The sequence below is a fragment of the Amycolatopsis sp. NPDC024027 genome, assembly GCF_040638975.1.
In the GTDB taxonomy this organism is placed as follows: Bacteria; Actinomycetota; Actinomycetes; order Mycobacteriales; family Pseudonocardiaceae; genus Amycolatopsis.
This window is the reverse complement of sequence record NZ_JBEZYY010000009.1, coordinates 168,285-184,551: the sequence shown is the minus strand read 5'-3', so window position 1 is coordinate 184,551 and position 16,267 is coordinate 168,285. Positions and strand designations below refer to the sequence as shown.

10 protein-coding genes, 2 tRNA genes and 1 pseudogene are annotated in these 16,267 nt (G+C 69.1%); 7 read left to right on the top strand and 6 right to left on the bottom strand.

Translation table 11 applies throughout. From position 1 onward, the window contains the following. Window positions 1–74: 74 nt before the first annotated feature. Window positions 75–1,097 (top strand): trypsin-like peptidase domain-containing protein, encoded by a 1,023-nt coding sequence (locus AB0F52_RS23170; RefSeq protein WP_360174484.1) that lies wholly within the window; start codon window positions 75–77, stop codon window positions 1,095–1,097. Window positions 1,098–1,211: 114 nt separating this feature from the next. On the opposite strand, the gene AB0F52_RS23165 is transcribed toward AB0F52_RS23170, so the two are convergent. Both AB0F52_RS23165 and AB0F52_RS23160 read right to left on the bottom strand, forming a co-directional pair. Then, complete coding sequence (locus AB0F52_RS23165) at window positions 1,212–1,586, bottom strand: DUF3224 domain-containing protein (RefSeq protein ID WP_360174481.1); 375 nt, start codon at window positions 1,584–1,586, stop codon at window positions 1,212–1,214. Between the two features lie 68 nt (window positions 1,587–1,654). Beyond that, window positions 1,655–3,187, bottom strand: a complete 1,533-nt coding sequence (locus tag AB0F52_RS23160) for a helicase HerA-like domain-containing protein (RefSeq protein ID WP_360174478.1) — start codon at window positions 3,185–3,187, stop codon at window positions 1,655–1,657. Window positions 3,188–3,300: 113 nt separating this feature from the next. On the opposite strand from AB0F52_RS23160, the gene orn reads away from it, so the two are divergent. The 3 genes from orn (at window position 3,301) to proP (ending at window position 5,719) form a co-directional block, all read left to right on the top strand. After that, window positions 3,301–3,909, top strand: a complete 609-nt coding sequence (orn, locus tag AB0F52_RS23155) for an oligoribonuclease (protein WP_360174475.1) — start codon at window positions 3,301–3,303, stop codon at window positions 3,907–3,909. Between the two features lie 76 nt (window positions 3,910–3,985). Next, window positions 3,986–4,061, top strand: a tRNA-His gene (locus AB0F52_RS23150). Window positions 4,062–4,312: 251 nt separating this feature from the next. Further along, on the top strand, window positions 4,313–5,719 hold the full coding sequence (proP, locus tag AB0F52_RS23145) for a glycine betaine/L-proline transporter ProP (RefSeq protein ID WP_360174472.1): 1,407 nt from the start codon (window positions 4,313–4,315) through the stop codon (window positions 5,717–5,719). Here the strand turns inward: proP and AB0F52_RS23140 are convergent. Continuing rightward, window positions 5,716–6,909 carry an Ig-like domain-containing protein gene (locus tag AB0F52_RS23140; RefSeq protein WP_360174469.1) on the bottom strand — a complete coding sequence of 398 codons (1,194 nt, stop codon included), beginning with the start codon at window positions 6,907–6,909 and terminating at the stop codon, window positions 5,716–5,718. The two genes, proP and AB0F52_RS23140, sit on opposite strands and share 4 nt — an antisense overlap. Before the next feature lie 166 nt (window positions 6,910–7,075). Here AB0F52_RS23140 and AB0F52_RS23135 point away from each other — a divergent pair. Then, a tRNA-Lys gene (locus tag AB0F52_RS23135) sits at window positions 7,076–7,148 on the top strand. 128 nt (window positions 7,149–7,276) lie between these two features. Here AB0F52_RS23135 and AB0F52_RS23130 read toward each other — a convergent pair. Then, entirely contained in the window at window positions 7,277–7,534 is a 258-nt protein-coding gene (locus AB0F52_RS23130) for a hypothetical protein (RefSeq protein WP_360174466.1), read from the bottom strand. Between the two features lie 256 nt (window positions 7,535–7,790). Here AB0F52_RS23130 and AB0F52_RS23125 point away from each other — a divergent pair. Beyond that, window positions 7,791–7,916, top strand: a pseudogene (locus AB0F52_RS23125) (VOC family protein); the annotation flags it as partial. Window positions 7,917–7,967: 51 nt separating this feature from the next. After that, window positions 7,968–8,984 (top strand): aldo/keto reductase, encoded by a 1,017-nt coding sequence (locus AB0F52_RS23120; RefSeq protein WP_360174463.1) that lies wholly within the window; start codon window positions 7,968–7,970, stop codon window positions 8,982–8,984. A gap of 185 nt (window positions 8,985–9,169) precedes the next feature. Here the strand turns inward: AB0F52_RS23120 and AB0F52_RS23115 are convergent, their stop codons facing one another. Continuing rightward, entirely contained in the window at window positions 9,170–9,439 is a 270-nt protein-coding gene (locus tag AB0F52_RS23115) for a hypothetical protein (RefSeq protein WP_360174460.1), read from the bottom strand. Continuing rightward, on the bottom strand, window positions 9,440–16,051 hold the full coding sequence (locus AB0F52_RS23110; RefSeq protein WP_360174457.1) for a colicin E3/pyocin S6 family cytotoxin: 6,612 nt from the start codon (window positions 16,049–16,051) through the stop codon (window positions 9,440–9,442). Between the last annotated feature and the right edge of the window lie 216 nt (window positions 16,052–16,267).

The window sequence follows — 16,267 nt, the reverse complement described above, 5'->3', positions numbered from 1 at the left end:
TCAGCTGATTCTTCTCAGCAAAGCCTGAGGTGTTTCCACAGGCTGTTCACAAGCACGAGCGCGAATCTGGTCCTATGACCGAGAACGAGAGTCGGCCCGGCCCCGCCTCAACCGGTGGGCACCAGCCGCACCACAGCACTCAGCAGTACGGGCCGTACGCGCAGTACGCCTACCAGCAGCAGGCCGCGCCGAATCCGCTCTTCACCCCGCAGCAGCCGGGTCCGCAGGCCCCCACGGCGCTGAAGACCAAGCCGCGCAAGGGTGGCCGCGTCGCGATGATCGTCAGCGCGACCGCACTCGGCGCCGCGCTGGTCGGCGGCGTCGGCGGCGCGGCGATCGTCGGGCTCACGACGACCTCGGCGGACGGCGCGACGACGTCGCTCAGCACGCCGGCCGCGAACGGGCAGACGGTCGCGAACTCGACCTCCGGCGACGTCAGCGCCGTCGCGGCGAAGGTCACGCCCAGCGTCGTCCAGATCAACGTCACGACCGGTCAGGGCGAGGCCATCGGCTCCGGCGTCATCCTCAGTTCGGACGGCCGGATCCTGACCAACGCGCACGTCGTCGACGGCGCCCAGAACGTCGTGATCACCACGTCCGACGGCAAGAAGTACCAGGCTAGCGTGGTCGGCGCGGACACCAAGGCGGACATCGCGGTGGTCCAGGCCCAGAACGCCAGTGGCTTGACGGCGGCGTCCCTCGGCGACTCGAGCAAGCTCGCCGTCGGCCAGGAAGTGGTCGCGATCGGCTCGCCGGGCGGCCTGCAGAACACCGTCACCACCGGCATCGTCAGCGCGCTGAACCGGAACCTGTCCGACATCGGGCAGGGCGAGCAACAGCAGCGCTCGCCGTTCAGCCGCACGTCGAACCAGAGCAGCGACTCGCCCAGCTACACCGCGATCCAGACCGACGCCGCGATCAACCAGGGCAACTCCGGCGGCGCGCTGGTCGACGCCCAGGGCAACGTGATCGGCATCAACTCGGCGCTGTACAGCCCTTCGGCCTCGGCCAACGGCGCGGCGGGCAGCGTCGGGATCGGCTTCGCCATTCCGATCAACGACGCCAAGAAGATCGTCGACCAGATCGTGAACAACTAGGACGAGGACGGGCCGTGGTCGGGGCGGCCCGTCCCCCGCTTCGGGGAGCGGGAGATCACCGCGAAGGCCGTTTCGAGAGTCGATCGGGGGCTCTCGAAACGGCCTTCGTGCTGCTCAGAGCGTGTAGGTGAGGGTGAAGTGGTGGTCCTCCCCGTCGATCTCGATGTTCGCCGTGCCGGAGATCCCGGTCAGCTCGCCTGCTCCGGAGCCGGTGAGGATCTTCAAGGTCATCCCGGACTCGTCGGCCGTGTGATGCAGGACGAAGCTGCCCTTGCGGCCGTCGACCGAGACCTCGAGCCGCTCGAAGCCGACGTACGCGCGCGACGTCGCATTGGTCGCCGTCAGGAGTTCGACCGTACTGGTCCCCTCGACCGCCCCGGCGAACGTCTTGGCGATCGCCACCCGGGCGAGCTCGTTGCCCCCGAACTCATCGGTCGCCTGCGGCTCCCACTGGTCGACGGTGAACGACGCGGTGGCGGTGCTGGTCATGGCTGGTTCCCTCTCTTCGGTGTGGAACCACTTTGGCAGCGAAACCTGACAGGGAACGTCAGGATTTATCAGCGCCTCCGGTTGCCGAACAGCCCACGCGTGATCTCGCGGCCCAGCGCGCTCGCCGCGGACCGCATGAACGACTTCACGGCCGGGTTCTTCATGGCGGACTCGAGGAATCCCGGCTCGTCCTTCCCCGGCGCCGGCGGCGCGGGAGCAGCCTCGGGCGAGGGAGCCGGCTCGGGAGCGGCGGCGACCTTCGCGGCCAGCCGCTCGTAGGCCGACTCCCGGTCGATCGTCTCGGCGTACTTCGCGTGCAGATCGGACGAAGAGACAGCCTCGGCGACGGCCTCGTCGCCGATCGAGCCCATCTTCGACCGCGGCGCCCGCAGCCGCGTCCACGCCACCGGCGTCGGCGCCCCCCGTTCCGACAGCACCGTGACGACGGCCTCGCCGATGCCCAGCGACGTCAACGCGGTGTCGAGCTCGTAGAACTTCGTCTTCGGGTACGTCTTCACGGTCTTGGCGAGGGCCGCCTGGTCATCCGGGGTGAACGCCCGCAACGCGTGCTGGATCCGCGCGCCGAGCTGCGACAGCACGGCGTTCGGGACGTCCGTGGGCAGCTGCGTGCAGAAGAACACGCCCACGCCCTTCGACCGGATCAGCTTCACGGTCTGCTCGATGCGCTCGAGGAACGCCTTCGACGCGTCGGCGAACAGCAGGTGGGCCTCGTCGAAGAAGAACACCAGCTTCGGCTGGTCGAGATCGCCCTCCTCGGGCAGCTCCTCGAACAGCTCGGCCAGCAGCCACATCAGGAACGTCGAGAACAACGCGGGCTTCGCCTGAAGATTGTCGAGTTCGAGCAGCGTGACGACGCCTTTGCCGTCGGCCTGACGCATGAGGTCGTGCACGTCCAGCTCGGGCTCCCCGAAGAAGTCCTCGCCGCCTTGGGCCTCCAGATTGGACAGCGCGCGCAGGATCACGCCGGCCGTGGCCGCCGAGACCCCGCCGATCCCCTTGAGGTCCACCTTGCCCTCGTCGCTGGTCAGGTGCGTGATCACCGACCGGAGGTCCTTTGTGTCCAGCAGGGCCAGACCGCGCTGGTCGGCCCAGTGGAAGATCAGGCCCAGCGTCGACTCCTGCGTCTCGTTCAGCCCCAGCACCTTGGCCAGCAGCACCGGCCCGAAGCTCGTGATCGTCGCCCGGATCGGCGACCCCTTACCGCCGGTGCCCAGCGACAGGAACTGCACCGGGAACGCCGCGCCGGCCCAGTCGTCACCCAGCTCCTGCGAGCGCTTCGCGACCTTGTCGTTCGCCTCACCCGCCGCGGCCAGCCCGGACAGGTCGCCCTTCACGTCCGCGAGCACCACCGGCACCCCGGCCGCCGACAGCTGCTCCGAGATCAGCTGCAACGTCTTCGTCTTGCCCGTGCCGGTCGCGCCGGCGACCAGCCCGTGCCGGTTCAGCGTCGCCAACGGCAGCCGCACGGCAGCCGCCGCGTCCACCTGCCCGTCGATCACCACCGCACCCAGCTCCAGCGCGGCACCCTCACTCGCATAACCAGCGGCGATCTCACTCGCCGGCGACTCCCGCCCGTCCACTGCCCGCTCCCCGATCTGTGTCCTGCACCACACCGAACCCGGCTTGGCGAGCGTAACGCGCCGTACGCGCAGGTAACGCCCTTCCCATCCCCGTGTCGGGTTAGGGTCACCAGGTGACCGACCGCCTAGTCTGGATCGACTGCGAAATGACGGGGCTCGACCTCGGCAAGGAAGCGTTGATCGAAATCGCCGCCCTCGTCACCGACGCAGAACTCAACGTGCTCGGCGACGGAGTCGACATCGTCATCCACGCCGACGAGGAAAAACTCGCCGGGATGCCCGAAATCGTCCGCGAGATGCACGCCCACTCCGGCCTCACCGAAGAAGTCCGCCGCTCCACGGTGACCCTCGCAGAAGCCGAACGCCGCGTCCTCGACTACATCCGCGAGCACGTCCCCGAACCGGGCACCGCCCCCCTCGCCGGCAACTCCATCGCCACCGACCGCGGCTTCATCTCCCGCGACATGCCCGCCCTCGACGCCCACCTGCACTACCGCATGGTCGACGTCTCCTCCGTCAAAGAACTCGTCCGCCGCTGGTACCCGCGCATCTACTACGCCAAGCCCGAGAAGGGCCTCGCCCACCGCGCCCTCGCCGACATCCGCGAATCCATCGGCGAACTCGACTACTACCGGCGCGTCGCCTTCGTCCCCCAACCCGGCCCCACCAGCGAAGAAGCCAAGGCCGCCGCCGCTGAAGTGCAGGAACGGCACCAGAGGTAACCCCCTGCAAACCCCGCGAGGGCACCCGCTACGATTACAGCCAACGAGGTGATCGCACGCGGTTCCCTCGCAGATGGTGGGCGTAGCTCAGCTGGTAGAGCACCTGGTTGTGGTCCAGGAGGTCGCGGGTTCGAAACCCGTCGCTCACCCCATCACCCCGGCGTGGTCAGGGCCTTGCGGCCCTTTTCCACTGTCGGGGTTTCGCCTTTTTGTGGGGGTCGAACCCCCACACCCCCGCCGGGGGCGCGCCCCCGGACCCCCGTCCGAGTGGTCACCTTGCGTTGCCGGCTTGCGTGGATGGCTGGGCTGTCATCTTGCGTGGAGTGGTTGGGCCGTTCGTGGTAACGCTCACGACTGGATGGCTCAGCGTGCGGGCGGCCGGATGGGGATGCACCGTTGAGGCGTGGAACGTTCAGGTGGGAAGGTCAGGGGTCGGAAGAAGCAGCTTCGGTATGAGGACATCACCGTTGTCGATCGGTCGCTTCTGAAACGGGCTGTCGGGGCTGCTGCCCTGGGCAATGCCATGGAGTGGTTCGACTTCGGGGTCTACGCCTACATTGCCGACACCATTGCCGAGGTGTTCTTTCCCCCCACCGTGTCTCCTGGGGTTCGGCTGATCGGGACCTTCGGAGCCTTCACCGCCGCCTTCCTCATGCGGCCGCTCGGCGGGCTCGTCTTCGGGCCGCTCGGGGATCGGATCGGGCGGCAGAAGGTGCTCGCCGTCACCATGATCATGATGGCCATCGGGACCCTGTGCATCGGGTTGATTCCGTCGTACAGCTCCATCGGGGTCTGGTCGCCCATCCTGCTCGTCGTCGCGCGGATGGTGCAGGGGTTCTCCACCGGCGGGGAGTACGGGGGCGCCACCACCTTCATCGCCGAGTACTCACCCGACAAGCGGCGGGGGTTCATGGGGTCGTGGCTCGAGTTCGGGACGCTGTCCGGGTACGTGCTCGGCGCGTCCGTCGTCACCGGGATGAAGGCCTGGGTGCCCCACCAGACGCTGCTCGACTGGGGCTGGCGCGTTCCGTTCCTGGTCGCCGGGCCGCTCGGCATCATCGGGCTCTACATGCGGCTGAAGCTGGAGGAGACCCCCGCCTTCCAGAAGCACGCCGAGGAGGCCGAGAAGCGGGGGAAGTCCGGCGAACCGTTCTGGAAGATGTTCACCGAGTACTGGCCCGCGCTGCTCGTGTGCGTCGGCCTGGTGCTCGTCTTCAACGTCACCGACTACATGCTGCTGTCGTACATGCCGACGTACCTCTCCGAGCAGCTGCACCTCGACGCCACCCACGGGCTGCTGCTGATCATCGTCGTCATGGTCGTGATGATGCTCATCATCATGGTCGGCGGGCGGATCACCGACCACGTCGGCCGCAAACCCGTGATGATGGCCGGCTGCCTCGGGTTCCTCGTGCTGTCCTGGCCGCTGATGCTGCTCGTCCACGACGGCGGCCTCGTCCTCACCTTCCTCGGGCTGATGGGACTCGGCCTGCTGCTGCTCTGCTTCGAGGTGTCGATGCCCGCCGCGCTGCCCGCGCTGTTCCCGACCGCCATCCGGTACGGCGCGCTGTCCATCGCGTTCAACATCTCGGTGTCGCTCTTCGGCGGCACGACCCCGCTGGTGATGCAGTCGCTGATCTCCGCCACCGGCCACGACTTCTGGCCGGCCTGGTACCTGATGGCGGCGGGCGCGATCGGCGCCGTCGCGGTGTACTTCAGCCGCGAGACGGCGAACAAGCCACTCTGGGGCTCGGGACCCGCGGTGTCGACCGAGGCCGAGGCGCGCGAACTGGTCCGCGACTCGGGCTAGTTCGCCGCCGTCCGCCACTCGTCCCAGGACAGCTGCCAGACGCTCCAGCCGTCGGTCGGCTCGAGCTTCGGGCCGCCGCTGTTCTGCACCGTGACGACGTCACCCTTCTTGGACGTGTCCATCAGCCACTTCGTGTTCTCGGTGGACAGGTTCAGGCAGCCGTGGCTCACGTTGCTGTGGCCCTGCTGCCGCACCGACCACGGCGCGGAGTGGTAGAAGATGCCGCTGTAGGACAGCCGGACCGCGTACTGGACGAAGGTGCTGTAGCCGCCGGGCGCGTCTTCGGGCACGCCGTAGGTCGCGGAGTTCATCGTGTAGCCGGTGTGCTCGCTCATGACGGTGTAGGTGCCGGCCGGCGTGTTGTGCCCGGGCTTGCCCATGGAGGTCGGCATGGTCTTGACCTCCTTGTCGTTGATCGTGACCGTCATCTGGTGGGTCACGCCGTCGGCGACGGCGACGAGCTTGTCGCCGACGGTGACACTGGCGCCCTTGTCCTCCCGGCCGTAGCTGCCGTTGCCGAGCGGCTTGCCGTAGACGGCGGCGTCGACCTTGATCTTGGTGCCGCTCTTCCAGTACTCCTTCGGCCGCCAGGTGACCTGCTTGTCGCCGGACCAGCGGAAAGCACCTTCGGTGGCCGGCTCCGCGGAGACCTTCAGCGCCTTCTCGGCCGCGGCCTTGTCGGTGACGTTGCCGGTGAAGGTGAAGATCAGCGGCATCCCGACCCCGACGGTCTCGCCCTCGTCGAGGTTCACCGAGACGCCGAGCTGCCGGGCGGGCTTGACGGTGCTGAAGGTCGACTCCGAGGTGACCGGCTTGCCGTCGGAGCCGACGGCGGTCGCGGTCAACTTGTAGGTCTTGCTGTAGCCCAGCGGCTCGGCGGAGTCCCACCCGGAGCCGTCGCCCCGCGGCTTCCCGGCGACGACCTTGCCATCGGCCCCGGTCAGCTTGACGTCCCCGACCTTCCCGTCCGCGACGGTGACGCTCACCGGCTCCCCGGGCGCGACGTCCTTCGCATCCTTGGCGGGCACGAGGGTGAGCACGGCGGGCTTCGGGACGGGCTTGGGAGCGGTGCTGCTGCTCGCGGGGGCGGTCTCCCGCGGAGGTTCACCCGAAGGGTTACTGCTGCACCCGGCCAAGGACAGGCCGATCACCCCGGCGGCCACCAGCAACCGCACCGTCACACCCCGCATGCCCACCCGCCTGTTTCGCCGTCGATGTCCGACTACAGTGTGCCCGACCAGCCCCGACACCGGGGCGGCGATGCCGGAACCGGGTTGGGGGACCCCCCTGAAACGGGCCCCGGAGAGGGGTGCTAATCTTTTCCACGTCGCCGAGGGAAACCTCCGGCAGACACCGGCGCCATTAGCTCAATTGGCAGAGCAGCTGGCTCTTAACCAGCGGGTTCGGGGTTCGAGTCCCTGATGGCGCACACCCCACCACCCCAGGTCGATCCTCATCGGCCTGGGGTTTTGTGGTATCCGGAATCATTTCTTCCGCTTCTCCTCTGTCCATTGTGGTCTCCTGCGAGCCCGAGAGCGCAAGCCGGGTGCAACGCCTTCAGGCGGCCGCCCGCTCGCCGGTGACGGGAGTCCGAGGGAAGCGTCCCGCGCGCGAGTGCCCTGCGAGTGTGTCGCCGGTGACAGTGACGTCGTCCTCGAGGTTCAGCCGCATCGGCTTGGTGATCCCTTGGCGCCACGTGACGCGCTCGCCGTCGGCTGTCGCGGTGCGGACGACGTTCTCCGGCGTGGTCTGCTCACCCGCTCGGACGGCGGTGCCGGTGACGGCGGGGTTGTCCAGGCACGCGCTCAGCAGCACAGGAATGGTGTCGACCTCGTCCGGGTCGGACGTCGAGCGCGCCGCCCAGGAGCTCGCTCCCGGCGGACAGCACCCACAGGTTTTCCGCCGCAGAACTGCCGTAAGCCGCGCAGACGGTCAAAGCCGAGTCGCGAACAATCGGCGTGGTTTCACCATGCCACCAGTAGCGGACGTTCCTTGACCTCTACTGATGACACTGTGGCCTTCGTCCCCGGAACCTCCGGCACCGAGAACCGCTTACGAAGGACCGCAACCCATGTCTCTCAACGCTATCGCGCATCTGAACTTCCACGGCCAGGCCCGCGAAGCCCTGGAGTTCTACCAGACGGTGTTCGGTGGCCAGGCCACGGTCATCACCTACGCCGACTTCGGGATGCCCGCCGACGTCGCCGCCGACCACGCCCAGGCCTGATCTTCGCCGCGAGGAGCTCCCATGCAGACCCGCCCACTCGGCCGGACCGGCATCCAGGTCAGCGGTTTCACCCTGGGCACCATGATGTTCGGCCCGTACGGCAACCCCGATCCCGACGAGTGCGTCCGCATCGTCCACCGCGCCCTCGACGGCGGCATCAACACGATCGACACCGCCGACGTCTACGGCGACGGTGAATCCGAGAAGATCGTCGGTAAGGCACTGCGCGGCCGCCGCGACGACGTCGTCCTCGCCACGAAGTTCAACGGCCCGATGGGGGATGACGCCAACCGGCGCGGCAGCTCCCGGCGGTGGATCGTGTCCGCTGTGGAGGGGTCCCTGCGCCGCCTGGGCGTCGACCACATCGACCTCTACCAGGCCCACCACCCCGAGCCCGGCACCGACGTCGAAGAAACACTCAGCGCGCTCACCGACCTCGTGCGCGCAGGCAAGGTTCGCGCGATCGGCCATTCCAACCTGCCCGCGTCGGACATCGTGGAAGCCCAGTGGGTGGCCGAACGACGAGGGCTGGCCCGGTTCCGGACCGAGCAGCCGCACTACTCGATCCTCAACCGCGGGATCGAACGCGAAATCCTGCCGGTCTGCGAACGGTACGGGCTGGGAATCCTGGTGTGGAGCCCGCTCGCGATGGGCCTGCTCGCCGGCCGCCTCCGCCGGGGCAACGGGGAAACGGCGTCGGCCGGCCGCCTGCACTGGGCACGCCGGCACATGACCGACGAACGCAAGCTCGACGCAGTCGAAGCACTCGCCGGGCTCGCCGGACAGGCCGGGCTGACGCTCCCCCACCTCGCCCTGGCCTTCGTCACCGCGCATCCGGCTGTCACCTCGGCGATCATCGGCCCGCGCACACCGGCACAGCTCGACGACCTGCTCGCGGGAGCCGGCACCCTCCTCGACGACGACTTGCTCGACCACGTCGACGAGATCGTGGCCCCGGGAACCGACGTCGGACCGGTCGACGTGGCCTACGTCCCACCCGCACTCACCCAGCCGGCGCTCCGCCGGCGCATCGCCTGACCCTCAGCCCGGCGCGGCTGCGCGGGATCAGGGTGACGGTGCGCGGGCGGCACATCCGCGGTCTGCTGCTCCCCGGCCGGTTCACGGCAGCCCAGGTGGTGAACCGGAGCCAGTGACCGGCGCAGCGGCCCCGCCGTCGGCGGATCAGCTCAAACGACTTCGAACAGTCCACTGTAGAGGCTCGCTCATTGCTCGCCGTCGTCGCCTGGCCGGCGCACCACCTGGCCGGGGTAGTCCCGGAAGTAGCTGAGGAAGTACTCGACGTCCGGCTCGAAGCGGATTCCGTGCCTGTCCGCCAGCAGCTCCCGGCCCTCGGCGGAGATGGCGACGTCACCGCCCCGGTACTCGCCGGGATCGCCGCCGAGCAAACGCGCCAGCTCTTCCTCGCCGAGCCCGGCGAGGTCCTGTTCGAACACCTGGCTTTCGTCTCGGCCGTAACCGGTGACCGCCCACATCTACTTCTCCACTCGCCTGGTCGGGTCGCCGTCCTTCGTCTGTTCCCCGGTGTCGGGGTCGAACTCGCCGAGGTGGTTCCTGCCGTTCTTCGAGTACTTCTCGACAGCGCCGTGCTGGGAGTCCCATTCAAGGATGCACCCGTCGTCGTTGATCCAGCGCTTCCGGGTACCGCCGCCGCCCTGGACCCCCGTCTTGCCCTTGGCCGGTACGGCGTTGGGGAATCCGGGCAGCGTCTTGGGCGCGGGCACGTAACCCCAGGAAGGGTTGCGCCCGGTGCTCATGGCGGCGGAGACCTGGTGTGCCACGTCGGGCGCCGCCCCGCCGACGAGATAGCCCACCAAGCCCCACAACATCACGTCCCCGGCGACGACCGCGGGAGTGGCGACGCCGCCGGTGCCGACTTCGACCACCGCCGAGACGATCACGGCGGCCCCGGCCAGCAAGCCGCCCGCGATCGCGCCGAGGATGCTCCACTGGCCGTTGGGATCCACCCAGTTGAGCGGATTGTCATTGGCGTAGGCGTACGGCGTGCCCGAGATGTCCGAGAGCGGGTCGACCGTGAGGAACAACGCGGTGGCCGGGTCGTAGTAGCGCGACCGCAGGTGCACGAACCCGGTTTCCGCGTCGGTGTACTGCCCGGTGAACTGGAGCGGGGTCGACGCCGCGCCCGTGTGGGTGGCCCGGCCGAACGGCGTGTACGTGTAGCCGCCGGTGACCGCACCGGAAGAGTCGAGCAGCGCCAGCGTCGAACCGATCTGGTCGTGCACGAACCAGGTGGTGCCCCCGGTGCCGATCTGCTCGATCGGCAGGCCGTCCGGCCCGTAGACGTAGGCGTTGGCGCTGTCGGAGAGCACGTTCGCCGGCGAGCTGATGTCCCACACGAAGGCCGACGTGACCCCGCCCACGGTCTTGGCGACCCGCTGCCCGCTGCCGTCGTAGACGTAGCTCGCGGAACCTCCGGGGCCGGTGGCCGAAGTGAGCCTGCCGGCCTGGTCGTAACCGTAGGTCGATGCGGTTCCGGCGGCCGGAGTCGCCTTCGTCCGCTGGCCCAGCGCGTCGGACGCGTAGGTCGTCGCACCGCTCGGCACCGTGGCGCAGTCCTGGCCGCTCGGTGCCGGGCCCGAGGGCAGGGTCCAGCACAGTTGACCGGCGGGGTCGAACGCCTGCGTCGCGGTCGCCACGGTGGTGGGGTTGTTCGCCGCGTCGTAGCCGAACGCCGTCGCCGAACCGCCGGAGGTCGTGGAGGCGAGCTGTTCCCGCGGGGTGTACCCGTAGCTCTGGGCGACACCACCGGCGGTCTGCGAGGACAGCTGGTTCTGCGCGTCCCTGGCGTAGGTGACGGCCAGCACCGTGGCCGTACCGGTGGCCGCCGACGTACCGGACAGGAAACCCGAATCGTCGTAGGTGTTGGTGAGCGTGGTGCCGTTCGGGTAGGACGTGGTGAGGAGGTGGCTGTCGGCGTTGTAGCCGAACGCGGTCTTGTTCCCGTTCCAGTCGGTCACCGTCGCCAGCCGGCTCGCGTCGTCGAAGGTCCGGGTCAGCGGCGTGCTCCGGCCGGGATACGTGACCGAAGTGCGGTCGCCGTTTTCGTCGTACCCGTAGCCGACGACCGCGCCCGAACCCTGCTTCTGGGCGACCACCTCACCGAACGTGTCATAGGTCCAGGTCGACGTTCCCGTCCCGTCGGCCAGCGAGATCCGCCTGCCGTCGGGGTCGTAGGCGTAGGTCGCCTTCGGAGTCGAGGTATCGGAATAGGTGATCGACGTCGTCTCGCCGGCGGCGTCGTGGCCGAACGTCGTGACCCGGCCGGCCGGGTCGGTGCTGGTGGCGATGCGGCCCGCCGGGTCCAGCCGAGCGGTCGTGACCCGCTGGTCGGCGTCGGTGCGGGAGTTCTGCCGGCCCTGGCCGTCGTAGCCGTAGGTGGTCTTCGAGCCCTTGCCGTCGACGGTCTCGGCGGTCGTCCCGTCCGGGTTGTAGCCGGTCAGCTGGGTGGTCCCGTCCGGCTGGGTGATCTTGACGGCCCGGCCGGCGGGATCGTAGGAGGTCGTGACCGTGCGGCCGTTCGCGTCGGTGTCGGCGGTCTTCTGCCCGTCGGCGTCGTAGACCACGGAATCGGTGTGGCCGAGCGGATCCGTCGTCTTCACGACGTTGCCCCACGGGTCGTGGTCGTAGCCGGTCGTCTTCCCCAGCGGGTCCTGGGTGGAGGTCGTCAGTCCACGACCGGTGTCGTACCCGTAGCGGGTCTTGTTCCCGAGTGGGTCGGTACTGGTCGTCCGGTCGCCGAACGTGTCGAAGGCGTCGGTGGTCGTCTTGCCCCTGGGGTCGACCGTCCTGATCCGGTCGCCCGGGTGCGCGGGGTCGTCGTAGTAGTAGGCAGTCGTCCGCACCGGCGCCGGGCCGAAGTTGCCGGTGGTGGACTCGACCACGTTGTTCGCCCTGGTGACCGTGGTCGAGGTCAGGTCGAGCACCCCGGCCGCGCCGGCCGGGATCTGCCCCTGCTGGTCGTACTGGTTGACCGTGGCCACGCCGGTGGCGTCGATGGTCTCCAGCAAGTTGCCGCTGTCGTCGTAGGCGTAGTTGGTCGTGAAGCCCAGCGCGTTCGAGGCCGAGATCCGGTTGCCGTGGTCGTCGTAGCTGAAGGTCTCGGTGTTGCCGTCGGCGTCGGTCTTGGTGGACACGCCGAGGGTGACCGGGTCGTAGGTGTAGGACGCGGTGCCCGCGTCGGTGGTGCCGTAGCCCTTGGTTTCCGAGACCAGCAACCCGTTCTGGTAGGTCTCCAGCGTCTTGTGCCCGGCCGGGTCGGTCACCAGGGTCTGGCCGGCGGCGAAACCGCCGTCCGGTCCGTAGGTGAAGGTCGTGGTCGCGCCGTCCGGATCGGTCTGGCCGCTGACGCGCTCCGAGCTGTCGTACACCATCGACGTGACCGCGGAAGCGGGGCCGCCGAAGTTCGCCGGGGTCCGCATGGAGGTGAGCAGGTGGCCGGCCGCGTAGCCGTACCGGTAGTGGTCGTCATCCTTCAGCGACGGTGTCCTGGTGGTACCGACGCCGTACACGTCGGTCAGGTTGCCCTCGGCGTCGTAGCCGTAGCTCACCTGCCGGCCGGCCGTGTCGGCCAGACCGGTGATGTGCGAACCGGTCCAGGTCAGGGTGTACGTGCGGTTGCCGGGGTCGGTGACGGTCGACAGGTGGCCGGCGGCGTCGTAAGCCAGCGTCGTCTGGTAAGGCGGCGACGCCTTGCTGCCGGCCAGGTCCGTCTCCGCCGTCAAGTGTCCACTCGGGACGTCGAACGTGAAGATCTGCTGCCCGCGCCGGGTGTACACATAGGTCGAGCCGCTCTTGACCAGCTTCGCGTCGAAGCGGGGCGCGGCCGGGGCATAGGCGCCCGAGCTGTTCACGAACGTGACCGCCGAACCGTCCTCCTGCCGGACCGTCACGTTTCCGGTGGCGCCGTCGGTCACCGCCGCGAGGTTGTAGGAGAAGGTCCAGCCCCAGCCGAGAGGGCCGTCCGCGGCCAGTGCTTTGTTGGGTCCGGCGGGATCGGCGATGCCTTCGGCGTAGCTGCGGGTGAATTTCAGCGCCGCGCCCCGGCCGGGGGTGCTCAGGTCGGTGAAGTCCTGGCCGAAGTAGCCCGTCGAGGTGTCGACCGGGTCGCCCGCGGTGCGGCGGGCACAGCCGCACGCGATGAACGCCGGGTTGGAGCCCCTCGGCGCGTCCTGGATGCCCGGCGGTCCCCCGATCGGCTGGCCGGGGGTCCCGCCCATCGGGACGAACGCGACGGCGTCGAAGGCGACGTCGAAGTCCGAATAGCCGGAGCCGCCCTGATCCTGGGAACTGCCGTTGTTGTTCAGGGTGACGTTGCCGCCGTTCTGCATGGCGAACGTGCCGATGGTGACCCACTGCTCGGAGTTCCACGCCTGGTTCACGCGGATTTTCCACGGCGACACCCCGCCACCGGGGTTGATGTTGTAGACGACGTTGGTCGCCTGCGCGCCGAGGCCGGGCAGGTGCAGTTTCACCTTGTAGTACTGCAAGGAAGGCAGGTTCGGCTTCCAGACCCCGGTGTTGATCAGCGACGGGTTCGTGCCGTCTTCGGTGTGGGTGAACAGGACGCGGCCGCCGAGGCCGGTGCCGAGCTGGTGGGTGTCGATCGCGCCGATCGGGTCACCCGTGGAGTTTGTGCCGTAGGTGTAGGTGAACGTGCCGTTGGACGACCAGTTCGCCGCGCCGCAGCCCTGCAGGTTCAGCCGCGACGGCTCGTCGTCGACGATGATCGAACCGCCCGGCACCTTGGACGTGTCCTGGCTGCACGTCGGCGGGTTCTGCGTCGGGTTCCCGGGTTCCGAGCCGCCCGAGACGACGTACGGACTCGTCGCGCACGTCGTGGCACAGCTGGGAAGCCACGTCACCGGCTGGTGCCACCAGCACTGGAAGTCGTCGAGCAGGCAGTGACTGGCGCCGGGGTTGTTCGGGTTGGTGGTGTTCGGGTCGCAGTGGTTGTCGGCCGTGCACATCGTGGTGAACGGCGCCGGCTGCACCCAGCGCTGCCCGCCGTTGTACGTCGGCTTCGCGTAGGCCGGGCTGCCATAGCGGATCAGCGGGCTCGCGGTCCAGCCGAGCACGCGCTCCTGGTACGGCCAGCTCGCCGGGTGCGCGGCGTCGGCGTAGGTGTCCTGCAGGTACGGGTCGCGGTTGGGCGGGTAGTCGAGGTTGGCCGGGTTGTTCGTCCAGCCCAGGCCCCAGGTGCCGTGCGGTCCGGTGCACGTCGGACCCGGCGTGCAGCCGGTGGTGTTGCCGTTCGCGGCGTTCGGCTGGACGCCGGAGTTGTACGCCCAGGCCGCGAAGTACCAGTTCTCGAGGTAGCGCGGGTCGGCGTTGTTGGCGGTGATCCCGGCGGAGTACAGCTGGTTCCAGGTGCTCTCCAGGATCTGCAGGCCCGCGGCGATGTTCTCCTGGTAGTCGACCGCGACCTTCCACTGCCCGTGCTCGGAGAGCGAGTGGTCGCCGATGTGCATGCCGTCGGTGACCTGGCCGATGCCGTAACCGCAGTCCGAAGCGGCGTAGTTGATCGAAACGATGTCGCCGCCCGCGCCGTAGTAGCTGGCGATCAGCGGGTCACCCGCGGTGCCGGCCGGAGCGTGCCACGACGCCTGCGACCAGTTCGACTCCTGGGCCATGATGCCCTCGTAGATCGATCGCGGAACCGTGCTCGAACCGCCCGCGGGGTGCGACAGCGAGATCAGCGGGAAGTCGCTGCTGGGTGCGTACCCGACGAGTCCCATGTTCGCGAAGTTCGCCGGGCGCGTGTACGCGCTGCCGGTGAGCAAGCCCTGCTCCGCCATCTGCACGGCCCAGTTCACCTGTGCCGGGCTGGGCTGCATGACCTGCCGGTTCGCCTGCAACGGCGGCACCGCGCACTTCGGCGACTGCGCCGCTTCGGCCGTGTTCGGCGCGGCCTTCGCGGCACCGGGTGCGGCGTCACCCTTCGGGCTCAGGCGGCTGGCTCGCGGCGCGGGGGCGGCGTCCTTGGGCACGGCGGAGTACGTCGGCACGGCGGTGGCGGCCTTCGCCATGCCGGCCGGGACCTCCGGCGCCAGGACCTTGCCGGTCTTCGTCGCCAGCACGGCCGGGGCGGACTTCCGGCCGTCGGAATCGGGGCCCAGCAACGCGTCACCGTCGAGCGACGACGCCGTGGCGCCCCGCGCGAGGCCGTCGTCCTTGACGCTGGTGACGCCCGCCTTCGCGAGGACGTCGGCGGCCGCGGAATTCGCGCCCGAGAGGACGGCGTGCCCGGCGCGGCCCTGGAACAGCTGGACGCGGCTCAGGTCACCGGTACCGAGTGTGGTCACCTGGCCCGCCTGCACGTGGACCGCGGTAGCCGTCTTCGTCCCGGCCTTGGTGTGCAGGAAGCTCACGCCACCGTCGGCGGCGGGACGCAGGTCGTACGCGTCGCCGGGGACAGTGGCGATGGTGGCCGGGTTTCCCTTGGCGGGCACCGAAACCAGCCGGTTTCCCGCGACGCCCACGATGCCGTTCGCGGTCGGCACCGCGGAGGTGACCTGACCGGGCGCGGTGACCGAGCTGTCGATCTTGCCGGTGCCGAGGTCGGCACTCAGCAGCCGGGTGGTCTGGTCCTCGGCGACGGTGAACACGGCTTCGTCGCCGGTGCCACACCCGGGCGAGTAGTACTTCAGGCCGACGCCACCGGCGAGCGCGCGCACCGCCCCGGAGACGAGGTCGACGGAGTAGGCGAAGGCGCCGTGGTCGCGCGCGGCCTGGGTGTTCACGGCCGACGCGGGCAGGATCGCCAGCGCGGCGAACTTCCCGTCGCCGGACAAGCACTGGTAGCCGGTCCAGGAGGCGTCGTCGAACCCGGCCGGGTGGATCAGCGCGATCTCGTGCCAGGCGTACCCGGCGGCCTCGCGGCCCAACTCGACGTGGTAGCCCTGAGCGTCACCCCAGCCGTCGATGACGAGATCGGCCGACTTCGCCGCCTGGGGCCCGAAGTCGGCGGGTTGCGGCGGCGCGGCGGGCTTCGGCGCGGCCGGCGGTTTCGGCGCGGCGGCGGCCACCGAAACGGTGCCGCCGATCAGGGAAAGAATACTCAGAAACAAAACGGCGAATCGAACGGCGGTTCGTGAAATCGACATGCGTCTGCCCGCACCGAACACGGCCTGAACCTTCCCCCAGCGACCTCGACGAGGCCGTTCCCGCTCAGCTGGCCGGAAGTCCCGGGGCCGCTGCAGGCAGCCTAACCCGGCGGATGATCTCCACCATCACCCGTTGGAGTGACGTTAACTACACCGGAACAATGGCTGCGCGAATTTCGA